Below are 18,002 nucleotides of genomic sequence, written 5' to 3'. Positions count from 1 at the left end.
GAACGACCCGACCCCGCAGGGGGCGGGCGGCGGCGCCGGGGGCCGGGCCGGGAAATGAGACGGGGACGGAGACGAGGACGAGGACATGGCGTCACCTGCAATCGGATGCCAACGGATGCACACGGATACACACGGATGCACACGGACGAGGGGAGCCCGGCCGGAGATCCCGGTCGAACTCCCCTCACGATCCACGGTCCGCACGAATCCCGCTGAGGCCTGTGGACAACCCCGGGATTGTGGACAACTCCGTCACCCGATCCGGTGCCCCGGCCGCCGTGACCCGCCGCTGAACGGCAGCGCGACCCGCCCCTACGGCAGCGCGACCCCCGTGTCGATCCCGTCCAGCGCGTGCGCGCAGGTGCAGTTGCGGGCACCTGTGTCCGGCAGCCCGCCCACCGCGTCGAACAGCACCGACCGGAGCCGGTCCACATTGGCCGCGAACACCTGGAGCACTTCCTCGTGGGAGACGCCCTCACCCGCCTCGGCGCCCGCGTCCAGGTCGGTCACGAGGGTCAGCGTCGTGTAGCAGAGCCCCAGTTCCCGGGCGAGCACGGCTTCCGGATGCCCGGTCATCCCGACCACCGACCAGCCCATCGCCGCGTGCCAGCGGGATTCGGCGCGGGTGGAGAAGCGCGGCCCCTCGACCACCACCAGGGTCCCGCCGTCCACCGGCTCCCAGCCGCGTCCGCGCGCCGCGGCGAGCGCCGCCTTCCGGCCCTCGGGGCAGTACGGATCGGCGAAGCCCAGGTGCACGACGTTGGGTACGGTCCCGTCGGCGCGGGTCTCACCGTCGTAATAGGTCTGCACGCGGGCCTTGGTGCGGTCCACCAGCTGGTCCGGGACGAGCAGGGTGCCCGGGCCGAACTCCGGTCGCAGTCCGCCGACCGCACAGGGGCCGAGCACCTGGCGGACCCCGACGGAGCGCAGTGCCCAGAGGTTGGCCCGGTAGTTGATGCGGTGGGGCGGCAGGTGGTGACCGCGGCCGTGGCGGGGCAGGAAGGCCACCCGGCGGCCGCCGATCTCGCCGAGGAAGACCGAGTCGCTGGGCTTGCCGTAAGGGGTGTCCACGGAGACCTCGGTGACGTCCTCCAGGAAGGAGTAGAAGCCCGATCCGCCGATGACCCCGACCTCCGCCCCCGGCGCCGTACCCGCGATGTCTGTGCCGGAGTTCGTGTCCGTATGTGCGTTCACCATGCGGTCACCGTATCCGGGGGAGCATGCGGAGCCGCGCCCGGGAATCGCACGGACCCCGCCGAGTGGATCGGCGGGGTCCGGTGAGGCGTGTAGGGCGTACGCCGGCTCAGGCGGCCGACGAACCGCTCGACGACGAGGCCGGCGCGGGCGCCGACGACGAGGAGGAAGCGGAGGTCGAGGACGACGACGAGGCACTCGGCTTCGCATCCGAACCTGTCGACGTCGACGACGACGAACCGGAGTCGGACGACTTCGAGGCCGACGTCGACGGCGTGCTGCTCGACGAGGAGCCGCGGCTGTCGTTCCGGTAGAAACCGGAACCCTTGAAGACGATGCCGACCGCAGAGAACACCTTCTTCAGGCGTCCGTCGCAGCTCGGGCACACGGTCAGGGCATCATCGGTGAACTTCTGCACCGCCTCGAGGCCCTCGCGGCACTCGGTGCACTGGTACTGATAGGTCGGCACTTGCTCCTCCTGGCACTCTCACTCAATGAGTGCTAACGACGGTCCATACTGACGTATTCCGCGGGATCAGTCCACCATGACCGGCTCTCGGTGACCGATCCCACGTGCGACGGTCCGGCCCGCGGACGTCGGTGCCAGCCGTGAGCGCAGGGCCAGCAGGGTCGCCAGCGCCAGTACGGTACCGGCCAGCGGGACCAGGAACCCGGTGCTCGCACCGTGGGCGTCGGCGAGCTGTCCCGCCACGGTCACGGCGGCTGCCTGGCCCAGTGCCACGGCGCCCGTGAGCCAGGTGAAGGCCTCGGTGCGGGCGCCGGCGGGCACCAGCGACTCGACCAGCGTGTAGCCGCTGATCAGTGCCGGGGCGATGCAGAGGCCGACCAGCAGGCCGAGCCCGGCCAGCAGCGGTACGGAGTGCACGGCCCAGAGGCCGGACGCCATCAGGGTCAGCGCCATGTAGCCGACGACGAGGCGGCGCTGCGGGCTGCTCTTCCAGGCGATGGCGCCGCAGACGATGCCGGCCAGCATGTTGCCCGCCGCGAAGATGCCGTACAGCAGACCGTTGACACCGGGGTGGCCGATCTCCTGGGAGAACGCAGTCAGTGAGACCTGCATGCCGCCGAAGACCGCGCCGATGCCCAGGAAGGCGACGACGAGCACCCGGACGCCGGGGACGGAGAGGGCCGAGGCGTGCGGCCGGTCCGCGGTGGCGGCGGGGCGGGGAGCGGGCTGGGTGGCGCGCTGCGCGGCGAAGAGCAGGCCGCCGATGAGGGTGAGGGCGGCCTCGGTGATCAGCCCTGCCGCCGGGTGCACGCCGGTGCACAGCGCGGTCGCGATGACCGGTCCGAGGACGAAGGTGAACTCGTCCGTCACCGACTCGAAGGCGGCGGCGGTGGACATCAGCGGGGATGCGGGGCGGTCCGGGGTGGCCCCCAGCATCGCGGCCCAGCGGGCACGCACCATCGGGCCGACCTGCGGGACCGAGGCCCCGGTGGGCACCGCGGCCGCGAACAGCGCCCATAGGGGCGCGTCCGCGAGCGCCAGCGCGGTCAGGGCGCCGACGGAGACGGTGTGCAGCAGGACGCCGGGCAGTAGGACGGCCCGCTGGCCGAGCCGGTCGGCGAGCTTGCCGCCCTGCGGGGCCACCAGCGCCATGGAGACGCCCGCGACGGCCGCGACGGCGCCCGCCGTTCCGTAGGAGCCGGTGGTGTGCTGCACGAGCAGCACGATGCCGATGGTGAGCATCGCGAAGGGCTGCCGTGCGGCGAAGCCCGGAAGGAGGAAGGTCCATGCACCGGGGGTGCGGAGCAGTTGCCCGTATCCGGGGCGGTCGGTGACCGTGTTTGCCACGGTCCTTGCCTTTCTGCCGCCTGGTGGCAGTGCTTCCCGGCGCCTTTGTGGGGCGGGCCGGACGGAAGCGGCCGAGAGCTGTCCTCTTCGCGCGGAACTGCGGTAGATGCCGGGCGACTCGCTGCCATCGGCGAAGAAACGCCGGGCTATGAGGCACCACGACCGCCATACGGTCGCGCCAGCTCTGCATCAGACAGAGTTGGTCGATCAGTGTGCCCTTCATCGTACAGGCAGGAAGCCCTGCGTGCCTGTGAATGCGCACAGGACTTCCTGATAGGCCTGTGATCCGCGCCCTACGAGTGACGCGTGGGCGTACTACTAGCGACGCGCGTTCGTACTGGGGGCGTCGTCGGCCGGTCCGAGCCTTTTGACGGGCCTGACCGGTTTCACGGCCTGGCGGACGCCGGATCCGCCCGGCGCCGAGGCTTTCGCGGGCCTGGGGGGTGCGGGATTGCGCGGCATACCCGAGGCTCCGGCCGCGGCGCCCGTCCCCAGCCAGCCGGCCAGCTTGCCGCCCTCGCCGACCGCCCGGAGTCGGGCCTCGGCCTTGTCGCGTACCGGGTCGGTCGCCACCACGAGCAGCTCGTCGCCGCGCCGCAGGACCGTGGTGGGGGAGGGCACGAAGCTCTCCTCCTCGCGGACCACCAGCGTGACCGCTGCCCCGGCCGGGAGCCGGAGCTCGCCGACCTCGACGCCGTGCATCTTGGACTTCTCGGGGATGTCGACCGACAGCAGGTGGCCGCGCAACCGCTCCAGCGGGGCGGACTCGACGCCCAGGTCGTCGGCCTCGGCCTCGTCGGCGATCCTCAGCTTGTCCGCGACCCAGGGCAGGGTCGGGCCCTGGATCAGCGTGTAGACGATGACAAGGACGAAGACGATGTTGAAGATCCTGGTGCTGCCCTCCACCCCGGAGACCATCGGGATGGTCGCCAGGATGATGGGCACGGCCCCGCGCAGCCCGGCCCATGACATCAGGACCTTCTCGCGGGCCGGCAGCCGGAACGGCGCCAGGCTGAGGAATACCGACAGCGGCCGGGCCACCATGGTGAGCACCAGACCCACCACGACGGCGGGCCAGAAGTCGTCGATCAGGTCATGGGGGGTGACCAGCAGACCGAGCACCACGAACATGCCGATCTGGGCCAGCCAGCCCAGCCCGTCCGCGAAGCCACGGGTGGCGGGCCAGTGCGGCAGCTTGGAGTTGCCGAGGATCATGGCCGCCAGGTACACCGCGAGGAACCCGCTGCCGTGGGCTATGGCGCCCGCCGCGTAGGCCATCACCGCGATGGCCATCACGGCGATCGGGTAGAGGCCGGAGGCGGGCAGGGCGACGTGCCGCAGCCCCAAGGACCCCAGCGAGCCCACTGCGATGCCGATGGCGGCGCCGATGGCCAGCTCCAGGGCGATCTCGCCGATCAGGAGATACCAGTGCTCGACCGGGCCGACCGCGGAGAACGCGACGACCAGGATGACCACGGGGGCGTCGTTGAAGCCGGATTCGGCTTCCAGCAGACCGGTGATCCGGGACGGCAGCGGCACTTTGCGCAGAACGGAGAAGACCGCTGCGGCATCGGTGGAGGAGACGACCGCGCCGATGATGAGGGCCTGCCGCCAGTCCAGACCGACGAGGTAGTGCGCGGCCGAGGCCGTGATGCCCACGCTGATGCCGACGCCGACGGTGGAGACCACCGCGGCCGCGGGCAGGACGGGGCGGATCTCTTTCCACTTCGCCCCGAGTCCGCCCTCGGCCAGGATGACGGCCAGGGCGGCGTAGCCGATCACCTGGGTCAGTTCGGCGTTGTCGAACTTGACATCGAAGATGCCGTCCTGCCCCAGGGTGATCCCGATACCGAGATACAGGAGCAGGCTGGGGAGTCCGCTGCGGGAGGAGATCCTTACCGCCGCCACGGCGACGAGCAGGACGAGCGAGCAGACGAGCAGGAGTTCGTTGAGCGCGTGGACAGTCAGGGTCCGTTCCTTCCCTGCGTGCGCCCGCCGGATCGGCCTCCGGCAGTCAGTTACTTCGTTACCTTACCTAATCTTTAACGTTCTCTTGACGGCTTCCGTGTTCGCTTCAAAGCTCCGCGCGTTCGTACGAGGGACACGCAAATGGATGCATCCCTATACCGCGTCCGAGTGGCTTCCCGGCTGCGCCTATGGTTGCTCCTGCACTCCCAGGACCACCCTGCCCCTCGAAGGACAGCGATGCCCGCCAATACAACCGACTCTTCCGGCCCTTCCGGCGACGCGAAGAAGCCCGGCAAGAAGAAGGGGCGCCGCGTCCGCCTCCTTCTGCTCGTCCTGGTGCTGGCGCTCGTCGCGGGTGTCGGGTTCGGCGCCTACTGGTCCGTCTCCACGGTGCGGGCCTCGTACCCGCAGACCACCGGAACGATCACCCTGGACGGCCTGTCCGGCGACGTCGAGGTCAGACGGGACTCCTACGGGATCCCGCAGATCTACGCGGACTCCGACGCCGACCTCTTCCGCGCCCAGGGCTTCGTCCAGGCCCAGGACCGCTTCTGGGAGATGGACGTCCGGCGCCACCTGACGGCGGGTCGGCTCTCCGAGATGTTCGGCTCCGGTCAGGTCGAGACCGACTCCTTCCTGCGCACGCTCGGCTGGCGGAAGGTCGCGCAGGAGGAGTACGACAAGGTCCTGGACGAGGACACCAAGAAGAACCTCCAGTCGTACGCGGACGGCGTCAACGCCTACTTGAAGGGCAAGGAGGGCCGGGACATCTCCGTCGAGTACGCGGCGCTGGGGCTGACCAACGACTACAAGCCGGGCGAGTGGACCCCGGTCGACTCGGTCGCCTGGCTCAAGGCCATGGCCTGGGACCTGCGCGGCAACATGCAGGACGAGATCGACCGCTCGCTGCTGACCAGCCGGCTCGACAACGACCAGATCCAGGACCTGTACCCGGACTACCCGTACGACACCCACAAGCCGATCGTCGACCGGGGGGCGATCTCCCCGGTCACCGAGGAGTACGACCTCGACGCCGTCCCGTCCGACGACCTCGGCGCCCAGACCGCGCAGGGTGCCACGGAGGGCCTGAACACCCAGCTCTCCGCGCTCTCCGACACCCTGGACAAGATCCCCGCGCTGCTCGGCCCGAACGGCAACGGCATCGGATCGAACTCCTGGGTCGTCCGGGGCACCCACACGACGACCGGCAAGGCGCTGCTCGCCAACGACCCGCACCTGGCGCCGATGCTGCCCTCCCTCTGGTACCAGATGGGCCTGCACTGCCGACAGCTCTCGAAGACCTGTCAGTACGACACCGCGGGCTACACCTTCTCCGGCATGCCCGGTGTGATCATCGGCCACAACCAGGACATCGCCTGGGGCCTCACCAACCTCGGCGCGGACGTCACCGACCTCTTCCTGGAGAAGGTCTCCGGCGACGGCTACCTCTACGACAACGAGGTGAAGCCGTTCATCACCCGTGAGGAGACCATCAAGGTCGCGGGGGGCAGGGACCGGAAGATCACCGTCCGCGAGACGAACAACGGGCCCCTGGTCTCGGACCGCAGTAAGGAGCTGGACAAGGTCGGCCAGAAGGCGCCCGTCTCCAACGCCGCCCCCGACCGTGCCGACGGTTACGCGGTCGCGCTGAAGTGGACCGCTCTGAAGCCGGGCAAGTCCATGGACGCGGTCTTCGCGATCAACCGGGCCAAGGACTTCACCACCTTCCGGGCGGCCGCCCGGAACTTCGAGGTCCCCTCGCAGAACCTCATCTACGCCGACACCCAGGGCAACATCGGCTACCAGGCGCCGGGCACGATCCCGGTGCGCCTCAAGGGCGACGGCACGCTGCCCAGCCCCGGCTGGGACCCGGCGTACGGCTGGGCGAAGGACCCGATCCCCTTCGACGAGCTGCCCTACGAGTACAACCCCAAGCGCGGCTACATCGTCACCGCCAACCAGGCCGTGATCGACGAGAGCAAGTACCCCCACCTGCTGACCAAGGACTGGGGCTACGGCGCCCGCAGCCAGCGGATCAACGACCTCCTCGCCAACAAGATCAAGGGCGGCGAGAAGGTCTCGACCGACGACATGCAGAAGCTGCAGATGGACAACACCAGCGAGATCGCCGCGCTGCTGGTGCCCGAGCTGCTGAAGATCAACATCTCCGACCCGAGCGTGCGTGAGGCGCAGAAGCTGCTGGAGGGCTGGGACTACACCCAGGAGCCCGACTCGGCCGCCGCCGCGTACTTCAACGGCGTCTGGCGCAACATCCTCAAGCTCGCCTTCGGCAACAAGCTGCCCAAGGAGCTGCGGGTCAAGGGCGACTGCATCAACGTGCCGCCGGCCAAGAACAGCGGCCCGGCCGACCAGCAGAAGAAGCTCGTGCGCGAGTGCGGCCAGCGCGACGGCGACTCCGCGCAGCCGGACGGCGGGGACCGCTGGTTCCAGGTGGTCCGTGACATCGTGGAGGACCAGGACAACGAGTGGTGGAAGGCGCCCGCCAGGGGCCGCGAGTCCGCGCTGGAGGGCCGGGACGACCTCTTCGCCCAGGCGATGCACGACGCGCGCTGGGAGCTGGCCTCCAAACTCGGCAAGGACATCTCCACCTGGAGCTGGGGCCGGCTGCACCGGCTGATGCTGAAGAACCAGACCCTCGGTACCGCAGGGCCCGACCTGCTCCAGCGGGCGCTCAACCGCGGCCCCTGGAACCTCGGCGGCGGCGAGGCGACGGTCAACGCCACCGGCTGGAACGCGGCGAGCGGCTACGAGGTGATCTGGGTGCCGTCGATGCGGATGGTCGTCAACGTGGGGGACTGGGACAAGTCCCGCTGGATCAACCTCACCGGCGCCTCCGGGCACGCGTTCAACGCGCACTACACCGACCAGACCGACAAGTGGGCCAAGGGTGAACTGCTCGACTGGTCCTTCGGTGCGGAAGCGGTCGGCGAGTCGACCGTCGACACGCTGACGCTCAAGCCCTAGAGGCCGCCGCGACGCCTGATCCACCGTCAGGCGGTGAAGCGCCGCGCTCCGGCCGGGGTGACCACGGCGTCCACGGGGTGGTCGTGCGGTTCCACAGGGACCCGCGCGACCACCTCGTTCTCGTACAGGAGCACGATGAGCGTCGGCTCGGCCCCGGCCGCCGCGAGCCGGGCCAGCACCCGGTCGTAGCTGCCGCCCCCCCGCCCCAGCCGCATGCCCGCCCCGTCCACGGCCAGCCCTGGCAGCAGGACCGCGTCCGCCTCCACGACGGCGGCGGGGCCGAGCCGGGGCCCGTCCGGTTCCAGGAGCCCGCGCCCGGCCGGCAGCAGGTGCTCCGCGCCCTCGTACGCGGCCCAGTCCAGGTCGTTGTCGGCCAGGAGCACCGGGAGCAGCACCCGTACGCCGCGCTCGCGGAGCGCGTCCAGCAGGGCCCGGGTCCCCGGTTCGCGCCCCACGGAGACATAGGCGGCGACCGTTCGGGCGTCAGCCAGTTCGGGGAGAGCCAGCGCGCCGGCCGCGAGAACCGCTGCGGCCCCCGTGGCGTCCTCCTTGGTCAAGAGTGCTCGGGCGGCGAGCAGTTCACGCCGGAGTGAGGCTTTCGCGGGCACCTTCACAGATGCCTTTCCGGACTTGTCAGGGTTCAATGGAGACTCGCACAGTTCTCGTAAGGGCATATTTAAGGGCAAAGTAACCGGAAGGTCATCTTCCGGGTGTGTGCACCCGTTAAGGTTCTGCGCATGACTCAGTCGCCCTCCAGGATCAGCAAGGCCGTCATCCCGGCAGCAGGTCTCGGAACTCGCTTCCTGCCCGCCACGAAGGCCACTCCTAAAGAGATGCTGCCTGTCGTCGACAAGCCGGCCATCCAGTATGTCGTCGAAGAAGCCGTCGCGGCGGGCCTCTCCGACGTACTGATGATCACCGGTCGGAACAAGCGTCCTCTTGAGGACCATTTCGACCGCAACTACGAACTGGAGTCCGCGCTCACCCGTAAGGGAGACGCCGAGCGCCTCGCCAAGGTCCAGGAGTCCAGCGACCTGGCCACCATGCACTACGTGCGTCAGGGCGACCCGCGCGGCCTCGGCCACGCCGTGCTGTGCGCCGCCCCGCACGTGGGCGACCAGCCCTTCGCGGTCCTGCTGGGCGACGACCTGATCGACCCGCGTGACCCTCTGCTGGCCCGCATGGTGGAGATCCAGGAGCGGGAGGGCGGCAGTGTCGTCGCGCTGATGGAGGTAGACCCCTCCCAGGTCCACCTCTACGGCTGCGCGGCCGCGGAGACCACCGTCGACAGCGACGTCGTCCGGGTCACCGGCCTGGTCGAGAAGCCCGAGCCGGCCGAGGCGCCGAGCAGTCTCGCGGTCATCGGCCGGTATGTCCTGGACCCCGCGGTCTTCGACATACTGCGACACACCGAGCCGGGCCGTGGCGGCGAGATCCAGCTCACCGACGCCCTCCAGCTGCTCGCCGCGGACGAGAAGATCGGCGGCCCGGTGCACGGCGTCGTCTTCAAGGGCCGACGCTACGACACCGGTGACCGGAGCGACTATCTGCGTGCCATTGTCAGACTGGCGTGCGAACGTGAAGACCTGGGGCCGGACTTCCAGACCTGGCTCCGTCAGTACGTCACCGAGGAGATGTAACCCCGTGAGCCGCACGATCTGGTCGGTGGACGAGCACCTGGACGACATCCTCGCCACAGTGAGGCCGCTCGAACCCATCGAGCTGCAGCTGCCCGACGCCCAGGGCTGCGTCCTGGTGAAGGACGTCGTCGTGGAGGTGGCCCTGCCGCCCTTCGACAACAGTTCCATGGACGGTTACGCGGTGCGGATCGCCGATGTCGAGGGGGCGAGCGAGGAGTTCCCCGCCGTCCTCACGGTCATCGGTGACGTCGCCGCGGGCAGCGCCGGGCTCGCCGACGACCAGGTCGTGGGGCCGGGACAGGCCGCCCGCATCATGACGGGCGCCCCGCTGCCCGCCGGTGCGGAGGCCGTGGTCCCGGTCGAATGGACGGACGGCGGTACGGGGGAGGGCCCGGCCGCCGCCATGCGCGCCCACTCCGACGCGCCGGAGGGAGCCACCGGCGAGGTCCGCGTCCACCGGTCGGTCAAGGCCGGTGCCCATGTCCGCGAGCGCGGGAGCGATGTCATGCCCGGCGATCTGGCCCTGCGCGCCGGGTCGATCGTCGGCCCGCCCCAGATCGGCCTGCTCGCCGCGATCGGCCGCTCCACCGTGGTCGTACGCCCCCGCCCGCGCGTCGTCGTCCTTTCCACCGGCAGCGAACTGGTCCAGCCCGGCGAGGAGCTGACGGGTGGCCAGATCTACGACTCCAACAGCTACGCGCTGACGGCCGCCGCCCGGGACGCCGGAGCCATCGCCTACCGGGTCGGCGCGGTGACCGACGACGCCGAGACCCTCCGCGCCACGATCGAGGACCAGCTGATCCGCGCGGACATCGTCGTCACCACCGGCGGCGTCAGCGTCGGCGCGTACGACGTCGTCAAGGAGGCGCTCTCCTCCGTCGGCGACGAGGACGAGCCGGGCAGCGGGATCGACTTCCGCAAGCTCGCCATGCAGCCGGGCAAGCCGCAGGGCTTCGGCTCCATCGGCCCCGACCACACCCCGCTGCTGGCCCTGCCGGGCAACCCGGTCTCCAGTTACGTCTCCTTCGAGCTGTTCGTCCGCCCCGCCATCCGCGCCCTGATGGGCCGCACGGATCTCCACCGCCCCACCGTCCGGGCCGTCCTGGCCGTCGACAAGGCGCTCACCTCGCCCGCAGGCCGCCGGCAGTTCCTGCGGGGTACGTACGACGAGGAGGCGGGCACCGTCACCCCCGTCGGCGGCTCCGGATCGCATTTGATCGCCGCTCTCGCCCAGGCGGACGCGCTGATCGTGCTGCCCGAGGACACCACCTCCGCCGAGCCCGGCACGGAGACGGACGTGATCCTGCTCCGCTGACCGCCGCCCGGTGGCGGTACGGTATCTGCCGCCGTGCCTTCCGGAGGAACCCCTCCGGGCCCGGGCCGATCGGCGCCCCTACCGCTAGGCGGAGTGAGTTGAGTACGCAGAACAGGCTGACGCACATCGACGAGGCGGGTGCGGCCCGCATGGTCGACGTGTCGGAGAAGGACGTCACCACGCGCGTCGCCCGCGCCAGCGGCCGGGTCCTTGTCTCGCCGCGCGTCATCGAGCTGCTCCGGGGCGAGGGAGTCCCCAAGGGTGACGCCCTCGCCACAGCGCGGATCGCCGGGATCATGGGGGCCAAGCGCACCCCGGATCTCATCCCCCTCTGCCATCCGCTGGCCGTCTCCGGGGTGAAGGTCGACCTGAGCGTGGCCGACGACGCGGTGGATATCACGGCCACCGTGAAGACGACCGACCGCACGGGCGTCGAGATGGAGGCCCTGACGGCGGTGTCGGTGGCGGCCCTGACGGTGATCGACATGGTCAAGGCCGTCGACAAGAGCGCGGTCATCACCGACGTACGGGTCGAGGCGAAGTCGGGCGGCAAGTCCGGCGACTACCGGCGCACCGCGCCGGAGGGGCCGGACGCGTGACGCCGCCCGAGCCCGGAGCCCTCGGCCACGAACAGCCCGCGCAGGTGCCCGAGCCCACGGGTGCCGCGCTGACCGCCCCGTACGCGGCCCTTGTCGTCACCGCCTCCAACCGGGCCTCCGCCGGGGTGTACGCGGACAAGGGCGGCCCCCTGATCGCCGAAGGGCTCACCGCCCTGGGCTTCACGGTCGACGGCCCGCAGGTCGTCCCCGACGGCGACCCGGTCGAGGCGGCCCTACGCGCCGGAGTGGCCGCCGGGTACGACGTGATCGTCACCACCGGCGGTACGGGCATCTCGCCCACCGACGCCACCCCCGAGGCCACCCGCCGCGTCCTGGACCACGAGATCCCCGGCATCCCCGAGGCGATCCGGGCCGAGGGACTCGCCAAGGTCCCCACCGCCGCGCTCTCCCGTGGCCTGGCCGGCGTCGCCTCGCGCACCCTGATCGTCAACCTGCCCGGCTCCACCGGCGGGGTCCGCGACGGTCTCGCGGTCCTGTCCCGGCTCCTGGTGCACGCCGTCGACCAGCTCCGCGGCGGCGACCACCCCCGACCGGGGAGCCCGAGCTGAACATCGCGACCTGGCCGGTGACGCTGACCGACGGCGAGATCGTCCTGCGCCCGATAAAGATGCGCGACCAGCGGGTATGGCGTGAGGTCAACCGGCGCAACCGCGACTGGCTGCGCCCCTGGGAGGCCACCGTCCCGCCGCCCGCGCCCGGCGGCCCGGTCGCGCAGCGGCCCACGTACCGGCAGATGGTCCGCCACCTGCGCGCCGAGGCGTACGCCGGGCGGATGCTGCCGTTCGCCATCGAGTACGAGGGCCGGCTCGTCGGCCAGCTCACCGTCGCGGGGATCACCTGGGGCTCGATGTGCTCAGGTCACATCGGCTACTGGGTCGACCAGGGCGTCGCCGGGCGCGGAGTGATGCCGACGGCCGTGGCGCTCGCCGTCGACCACTGCTTCCGCTCGGTGGGGCTGCACCGGATCGAGGTCTGCATCCGTCCGGAGAACGCGCCGAGCCGACGCGTGGTGGAGAAGCTCGGGTTCCGCTCCGAGGGCGTGCGCCCGAGCTACCTGCACATCGACGGCGCCTGGCGGGACCACCTGATCTTCGCGCTCACGGCTGAGGAGGTGCCGGAGGGGATGCTCCGACGCTGGCGCCGTACGCGGCCGGTGGCGGCACCACGGGCCCCGGGGGAGCCCGGGCAGTCCAGACAGTCCAGACAGCCCAGACAGCCCGGACAGCCCGGTAAATAAAATAGGTGTTCGAATTTGATCGACGGATGACAGTAACGGGTCGCACTATCGGTGACTGTTGGTCCGATCAATCACAAAAAAAGTCCGTGATATCAGCCGGATCGTGCGACACACCGGGCCAATTGGCGGATGCCTCCGCGCAAACCCCTCTACGGTGTGAGCGTGAGCAGCAGCGGCCTCATCTACGCAGTCATCGTCGGGGCCTGGGCCGCCTACTTGGTGCCGATGTGGCTCCGCAGGCAGGACGAGCTCAACGAAGCCCGTCCGACGGAACGCTTCAGCACCGCCATCCGGCTGCTGTCCGGACGGGCGGCGATGGAGCGCCGGTACGCCAGGGAGCTGCGGGAGCGCACCGCCGAGGAGGCGGGGCCCGACGTCGACCCGGACGCCGAAACGGACCGTATGGATTCCGTGGACGTCCGGGCCTTTGCCGCGCCTCCGGCGCATACGGAAGCCAGGGTGCACGACCCGGCGCACGCTCCCGAGCGTGCCTCGGGCCCCCAGGCCCCCGACCGTCAGGCGCACGACAGGCGACCGGCACATCAGCCACCTGATCGCCAGGCGCACGACCGCCGGCCCGGCGAGCGCCCCGCGCCCGCCGGCCCCCCGGCCCAGCGTCGCCCGCGCACCGGAGTCGGCGACGCCGAGCGGGCCCGGCGCGCCCAGCGCTCCCAGGTCCTGGCCCGGCGCAGGCGGACGACGGTCGTCCTCTTCCTGGCCTTCACCCTCGGCGCGATCGTGGCCGCGGTCGGCGGACTCGGCTTCCTCTGGGCGCCGGCCGTCCCCGCCGTCCTGCTGAGCACGTACATCGTGCATCTGCGCGCCCAGGAGCGGCGTCGGTTCGCGTTCACCATGGACCGCCGCCGGGCCGAGGTGGCGGCACAGCGCCTGCGCGAGAACCGCCCCCGCAGGCACCAGCCAGCCGCCCCCGCCGACCAGGACGACGACTCCGAAGCCCACCACCCGGAGCCGGAACCCACTCCCACGGTCTCCCCCCAGGAGGCCGGCCGCCGCGCCCTCGTCGAGCAGACGGACCACGCGGAGTGGGTGGACCAGCAGCGCGAACGCGGCCGGGTCCAGGGCGACAGCTGGGAGCCCGTACCCGTACCGCTCCCCACCTATGTCACCGCTCCCGTCGCCCCCCGGGCCACGGGCGGCGTGGAGGTCGGCGACCCGGAGACCTGGAGCGCGGCCCGCTCCAGCACCGCCGAGCCCAGCCAGACCGGCACGTCGCACCCCACCGCCCCCGCGGTGGACCCGGCACCGCGCCAGCGCACCAACCAGTCCCGCCGCACCCGCGACCGGGGCCGCACCCCCCTCTTCGACCAGTACGACGACGAGGACCGGCCGCGCGCGGCCAACGAGTGAGACCGGCGGAACCCCGGCACCGCTGACCAGCGGAGGAACGGATTTCCAAGCACCCGGGTGAGGGTGCTAGAGTTTCACTCGTCGCAAGGGCCTGTGGCGCAGTCTGGTAGCGCACCTCGTTCGCATCGAGGGGGTCTGGGGTTCAAATCCCCACAGGTCCACAACCGACTGTTCTTGAGTTAGCTCAGGAGCGTTGACGAGATCCCGTCCGATCGCAAGATCGGGCGGGATCTTCGTCATTCAGGGGTCGTTCGATGGCTGTCCGGGGTGGTGGATGGCGGCGTATCGGGTCTGGCCGGTTGCTGGGCAGACGCTTGGGCCTTGCCAGGACATACGAACCGGCCCCGGTCGCCCGGGGCTGGTGATGGTGCTGTGTGGCTGTGACGTTGCCCGATCAGAGGTTGGCTGGCGGATGCCGCCCCATGTCGATTGGCGTGGGGACGGAAGACAGGTCGCAACCTGGGGCAGCCGCAATGGACTCGAAGTCGGTGTCGTAGGGCCGGCTGCCGGTGCGCTCGTAGAGCCGGGACTGTAAAACGTTCGGGTCTGTTCCGTAGTCGGTGGTGACGGAGGGTGTGGTCAGCCTAGGAGGATGCGGTGGCGTAGGAGGGGGAAGCTCGCGCGGCCGTATATCTGGCGCTTGATCAGCTTGGTTTTGTTGGTTACGCCTTCGGTGCCGCCGTTGTGGTGCGGCAGGGTGAGGGCGGCGTCGACTGCGGTGCGGTCCTTTTCGAGGCCCCGGGTGAAGGCATGCAGGTGGGGCAGGTCCTCGGCCTGGGCCGAGGTGATCCAGCAGGTTCGAGCTGCCGGTGTAGCCCAGCTCCCTGATCTCCTGCAGGAGATGGGTGACGGGGACGGCCGGGTTCTCCAGTCGGCGCTTGCGCAGGTGATCGCGGCAGGGATCCACGCGGGTGGGCCGGTACTTGGGGGCGCGGATGAGGCGTTCGGGCTCGGTGACACGGTCGTAGCGCTTGACGGTGTTGAGAGCCAGGTTGAGGCGACGCGCGCACTCCAGAAGTCCGACTCCGCGCTCGCGCAGGGCGTGGACCTGCTGCCAGCGCTCGCGGGTGGTGGCGGCCGGTCTCCCCTCAGTCGGGGGAGGGCCGGCTTTCGCCCAGCAGGTGCTGTGCGCGGCGACTTCCTTGCGGACGGCCTCGGAGAGGTTGTACCACAGGTGCCAGCGGTCGCTGATCCGAACCGCGTCGGGCAGGGCTCGGCGGACCGCCTGGGCGTAGGTGGCCGATCCGTCCCGGCACACGGCCTCGATGCGCGGATGCACGCGCAGCCAGGCTTCCAGAGTGGCGGCTTCGCGGCCGGGGAGTACCTCGATTCGCTCTCCGGTCTCGGCGTTGATGATGATCGTGGCGTAGCTCTGTCGGCGCCGCAGGGCGAAGTCGTCGACCCCGATCACCCGCGGGATCCGCACCGCCGGCACGGGCACCCGCCGCAGCAGCCGCAGGGCGGAGGCGTACGACACGGGCACGGCCAGCGATCGGGCGAGTCGGGCGGACGCCCGGCCGCATAACTCCTTGACCAGCTCGGAGAGCTGACCCGTCAGACGTGTGGTGCGGCGCTGATGGCGCTCCAGAAGCCCGGGGACCTGCTCTCGGAAGGTCTGCCGCCTGCAGCCCGGGACCGGACAGACCAGCCGTCGCATCCTCACCCGGACCACGACCTGCCGGCCGTCGACCGGCACATCCCGCACCGTCCGGCCGTGATACCGGTGGACCCTCCCCGTCACGACCCCGCACACCGGACAGGGAACGGGAACATCCCGGGTCCGAGCCGTCACCCGGACTATCTCGCCACCGTCCGCCACATCCTCGATGACCAACGCCGACAACCCCGAAAACACCGTTCCTACGAGCGTGTTCGCATCATGCACGCTCAATGATCACAGGCGAGCACTCACCGCCACCACCGACTACGGAACAGACCCGCTCGTTTGACAGACCCGGGTCGTCGCGTTCATTCCGGGGGGCCAGCCGACGGCGCTGATCCTGCTGGCCCTGTCCGCGGCAGCGCTCACCATTGGAATGATCGCGGGGCATGCCGAGCGCTCCGGCAAGTGCCTCAGAATCTACAGTCGCACGACGGTGACCTACCGAAAGACCTTCGGCTACACCCACTTCTACTACTACACGGGATACGCCTACCCCTGGAAGGCGAGATGTTGAAAGGCAAGGCAGTCGTCATGCTGGCGTACGCGATAGCGGCGGCCGCGATCGCAGCAATGGTCGTGGTGTCCGTCGCCTGGGGAGTACAGGCTTCTGTCCCGTACTACGTCCCTGCCGCTCTGATCGCGCTCTCCGCAGGGGCAATCCACTACAACACGCGTAAGCGGGACAGGTAGAGAATCACTGCCTCCGGCCGGAGCCGACGGAATCCATCGTCGGCTCCGGCCTTGTGTTCTCGGCCGCGACCGGCTACAGCGTTGCGCCGGTGGGGAACGATCTTGTGCCACGCGGGAAACGATCTCCAAACGGACCGTACCGCTGCAGGTCAGCCCCACTCGTGAACACCCGACAACGCGACTGTTCTTGAGTTAGCTCAGGAAGAGTTCATGAGATCCCGTCCGATCACTCAGATCGGACGGGATCTCTGCGTTTCCAGGGCCTGTTCGAGACTGCGTCCGAACCCGGATTGTGCCGGAGACGGCCGTTCGGTGGCTGTCGACCCGGGGTTTCGAGGTGATTCCGATGCGCGCGGCGTCCTGGGGCTGTCGGCGGGCGTGCGTAATCCAGGCTTGTGGCGCTGATGTCTCAGGTGGTCGTGTGGATCTCCGGACCTCTACTACGGGCACAACCTGAACGCGCTCAACGACTGCCTCGGCGACGTGACCTGCTACGACGACGCTCCCGAAGGCGCCGGACTGGTCCTCGCCTTCAGCGACTACGACAGGTTGACGACAACCTGCCCCGAGGCGGCGCAGATCGTCCTGGACATCATCGCCGGGCCAGGCCCGCCAGGCAGCCCTACTTCGCCGCCGCCTGATCGGCCTGGTCCAGAGCAACGACCCGCAGATCCGGTTCGAGCCCGTCGGCGCCATGCCCGTCATGTGGAACAGCGATGAATGAGCTTCTTCAGCGTTGCCCCTCCAGCGTGAGGATGGCCTTGGCGTTGACGTCATGCGGTTGGGGCTGTATCGGGACCTGCGGAAGATGCGCCAGGACTTCAGCCTCGCGACGCCGCGTTCGACGGGCGCTCGCGCTGCGGCCAGTGCCTGATTGCGGGACTTTCCGGTGGGGGTGAGTTCCTGCAGGGGTCTGCGGTTGATGCCGGTGGTCAGCCATGGGCCGGCGCCCTGGTAGGCAAGGTCGGCCACGATGGGAACGCCCTGGCGCTCGCAGATGCGGATGATTCGGTGGGTGCGGGCGGCGGTCAGGTCGTGGGTGCGGCCCGTAGTACGGGTGAGAGCCACAGCAGCCGGCCGCCGGGGTCGGTGACGACCTGTACGTTCACGCCGTGGCGCCGGTGTTTGTGGGAGTAGTCGGCCCGGCCGTCGCCGACCCGGTCGCACTCGGCGAGGGTGCCGTCGAGCAGGACGAAGTCGGGTTCGTGCTCGCGCAGCGTCTTCAGCAGGCCCGGTGCACGTTCGGCGAGCAGGTCGACGACCGCGCTGGTGTAGGCGTGGGCGGTGGACTCGCTGATCCCGAACCCGACGGCGATCTTCGCGAGTGTGGTGTGCTCGCGCAGGTACACCAGTGCCACCATCGCGCGCTGGGACGGACGGAGCTTGCACGGCCTCGGGGAACATCGGTACAGCGGTTAACGCTAAGCCGGTGATCATGGGCTTCTAGCACAGGCGATCGGCTTGGCGCGGGGGTTCGGCGGAAGATCGTTGAGCGGGCTGCGGCCG

The 18,002-nt window shown here is 70.1% G+C and carries 15 protein-coding genes, 1 tRNA gene and 2 pseudogenes; 11 read left to right on the top strand and 7 right to left on the bottom strand.

Going from position 1 to position 18,002, the window contains the following annotated elements; translation table 11 throughout:
* Positions 1-312: 312 nt before the first annotated feature.
* From AMK21_RS19320 to AMK21_RS19305, 4 genes are all read right to left on the bottom strand, one after another.
* Positions 313-1,197 (bottom strand): S-methyl-5'-thioadenosine phosphorylase, encoded by an 885-nt coding sequence (locus tag AMK21_RS19320; RefSeq protein WP_073879557.1) that lies wholly within the window; start codon positions 1,195-1,197, stop codon positions 313-315.
* Positions 1,198-1,303: 106 nt separating this feature from the next.
* Entirely contained in the window at positions 1,304-1,663 is a 360-nt protein-coding gene (locus AMK21_RS19315; RefSeq protein ID WP_073879555.1) for an FmdB family zinc ribbon protein, read from the bottom strand.
* A 66-nt stretch (positions 1,664-1,729) separates the two neighbouring features.
* Positions 1,730-3,010 carry an MFS transporter gene (locus AMK21_RS19310; RefSeq protein ID WP_073879553.1) on the bottom strand — a complete coding sequence of 427 codons (1,281 nt, stop codon included), beginning with the start codon at positions 3,008-3,010 and terminating at the stop codon, positions 1,730-1,732.
* Between the two features lie 318 nt (positions 3,011-3,328).
* A complete protein-coding gene (locus AMK21_RS19305) occupies positions 3,329-4,918 on the bottom strand; it encodes a potassium/proton antiporter (RefSeq protein ID WP_234421979.1) in 1,590 nt (529 codons plus the stop codon).
* Positions 4,919-5,215: 297 nt separating this feature from the next.
* Between AMK21_RS19305 and AMK21_RS19300 the strand changes: the two genes are divergently transcribed.
* Positions 5,216-7,963 carry a penicillin acylase family protein gene (locus tag AMK21_RS19300; RefSeq protein ID WP_073879549.1) on the top strand — a complete coding sequence of 916 codons (2,748 nt, stop codon included), beginning with the start codon at positions 5,216-5,218 and terminating at the stop codon, positions 7,961-7,963.
* A gap of 26 nt (positions 7,964-7,989) precedes the next feature.
* Here the strand turns inward: AMK21_RS19300 and AMK21_RS19295 are convergent, their stop codons facing one another.
* Positions 7,990-8,607, bottom strand: a complete 618-nt coding sequence (locus tag AMK21_RS19295; protein ID WP_199863234.1) for a 5-formyltetrahydrofolate cyclo-ligase — start codon at positions 8,605-8,607, stop codon at positions 7,990-7,992.
* Positions 8,608-8,700: 93 nt separating this feature from the next.
* Between AMK21_RS19295 and galU the strand changes: the two genes are divergently transcribed.
* The 7 genes from galU to AMK21_RS19260 all read left to right on the top strand — a co-directional run bounded on the left by galU (position 8,701) and on the right by AMK21_RS19260 (position 14,304).
* A complete protein-coding gene (gene galU, locus AMK21_RS19290) occupies positions 8,701-9,603 on the top strand; it encodes a UTP--glucose-1-phosphate uridylyltransferase GalU (protein WP_073879545.1) in 903 nt (300 codons plus the stop codon).
* 4 nt (positions 9,604-9,607) lie between these two features.
* Positions 9,608-10,918: a gephyrin-like molybdotransferase Glp gene (glp, locus tag AMK21_RS19285; RefSeq protein ID WP_073879543.1), complete on the top strand. Its 1,311-nt coding sequence runs from the start codon at positions 9,608-9,610 to the stop codon at positions 10,916-10,918.
* 98 nt (positions 10,919-11,016) lie between these two features.
* Positions 11,017-11,517: a cyclic pyranopterin monophosphate synthase MoaC gene (moaC, locus tag AMK21_RS19280; RefSeq protein ID WP_073879541.1), complete on the top strand. Its 501-nt coding sequence runs from the start codon at positions 11,017-11,019 to the stop codon at positions 11,515-11,517.
* A gap of 68 nt (positions 11,518-11,585) precedes the next feature.
* A complete protein-coding gene (locus AMK21_RS19275) occupies positions 11,586-12,086 on the top strand; it encodes a MogA/MoaB family molybdenum cofactor biosynthesis protein (RefSeq protein WP_073879898.1) in 501 nt (166 codons plus the stop codon).
* Between the two features lie 17 nt (positions 12,087-12,103).
* Entirely contained in the window at positions 12,104-12,775 is a 672-nt protein-coding gene (locus AMK21_RS19270; protein WP_073879539.1) for a GNAT family N-acetyltransferase, read from the top strand.
* A gap of 129 nt (positions 12,776-12,904) precedes the next feature.
* The gene (glpR, locus tag AMK21_RS19265; RefSeq protein WP_073879537.1) at positions 12,905-14,143 is read left to right on the top strand and encodes a gephyrin-like molybdotransferase receptor GlpR; all 1,239 of its coding nucleotides are present in this window, start codon (positions 12,905-12,907) and stop codon (positions 14,141-14,143) included.
* 87 nt (positions 14,144-14,230) lie between these two features.
* Positions 14,231-14,304 (top strand) — tRNA-Ala (locus tag AMK21_RS19260).
* 418 nt (positions 14,305-14,722) lie between these two features.
* On the opposite strand, the pseudogene AMK21_RS19255 reads toward AMK21_RS19260, so the two are convergent.
* Positions 14,723-16,028: pseudogene (locus tag AMK21_RS19255) on the bottom strand (ISL3 family transposase).
* Between the two features lie 151 nt (positions 16,029-16,179).
* Here AMK21_RS19255 and AMK21_RS35140 point away from each other — a divergent pair.
* From AMK21_RS35140 to AMK21_RS19245, 3 genes are all read left to right on the top strand, one after another.
* A complete protein-coding gene (locus AMK21_RS35140; RefSeq protein WP_158070724.1) occupies positions 16,180-16,320 on the top strand; it encodes a hypothetical protein in 141 nt (46 codons plus the stop codon).
* Positions 16,314-16,496, top strand: coding sequence for a hypothetical protein (locus tag AMK21_RS19250; protein WP_073879535.1), 183 nt, complete (start codon positions 16,314-16,316; stop codon positions 16,494-16,496). Before AMK21_RS35140 ends, AMK21_RS19250 begins: the two co-directional genes overlap by 7 nt.
* A 483-nt stretch (positions 16,497-16,979) precedes the next feature.
* Positions 16,980-17,216: a hypothetical protein gene (locus AMK21_RS19245; protein ID WP_234421978.1), complete on the top strand. Its 237-nt coding sequence runs from the start codon at positions 16,980-16,982 to the stop codon at positions 17,214-17,216.
* A 10-nt stretch (positions 17,217-17,226) separates the two neighbouring features.
* On the opposite strand, the pseudogene AMK21_RS19240 reads toward AMK21_RS19245, so the two are convergent.
* Positions 17,227-17,890: pseudogene (locus AMK21_RS19240) on the bottom strand (transposase family protein); the annotation flags it as partial.
* Positions 17,891-18,002 lie beyond the last annotated feature (112 nt).

It is taken from the genome of Streptomyces sp. CB00316, from assembly GCF_001905595.1.
Taxonomy (GTDB): Bacteria; Actinomycetota; Actinomycetes; order Streptomycetales; family Streptomycetaceae; genus Streptomyces.
This window is presented reverse-complemented; position numbering and strand designations above follow the sequence as displayed.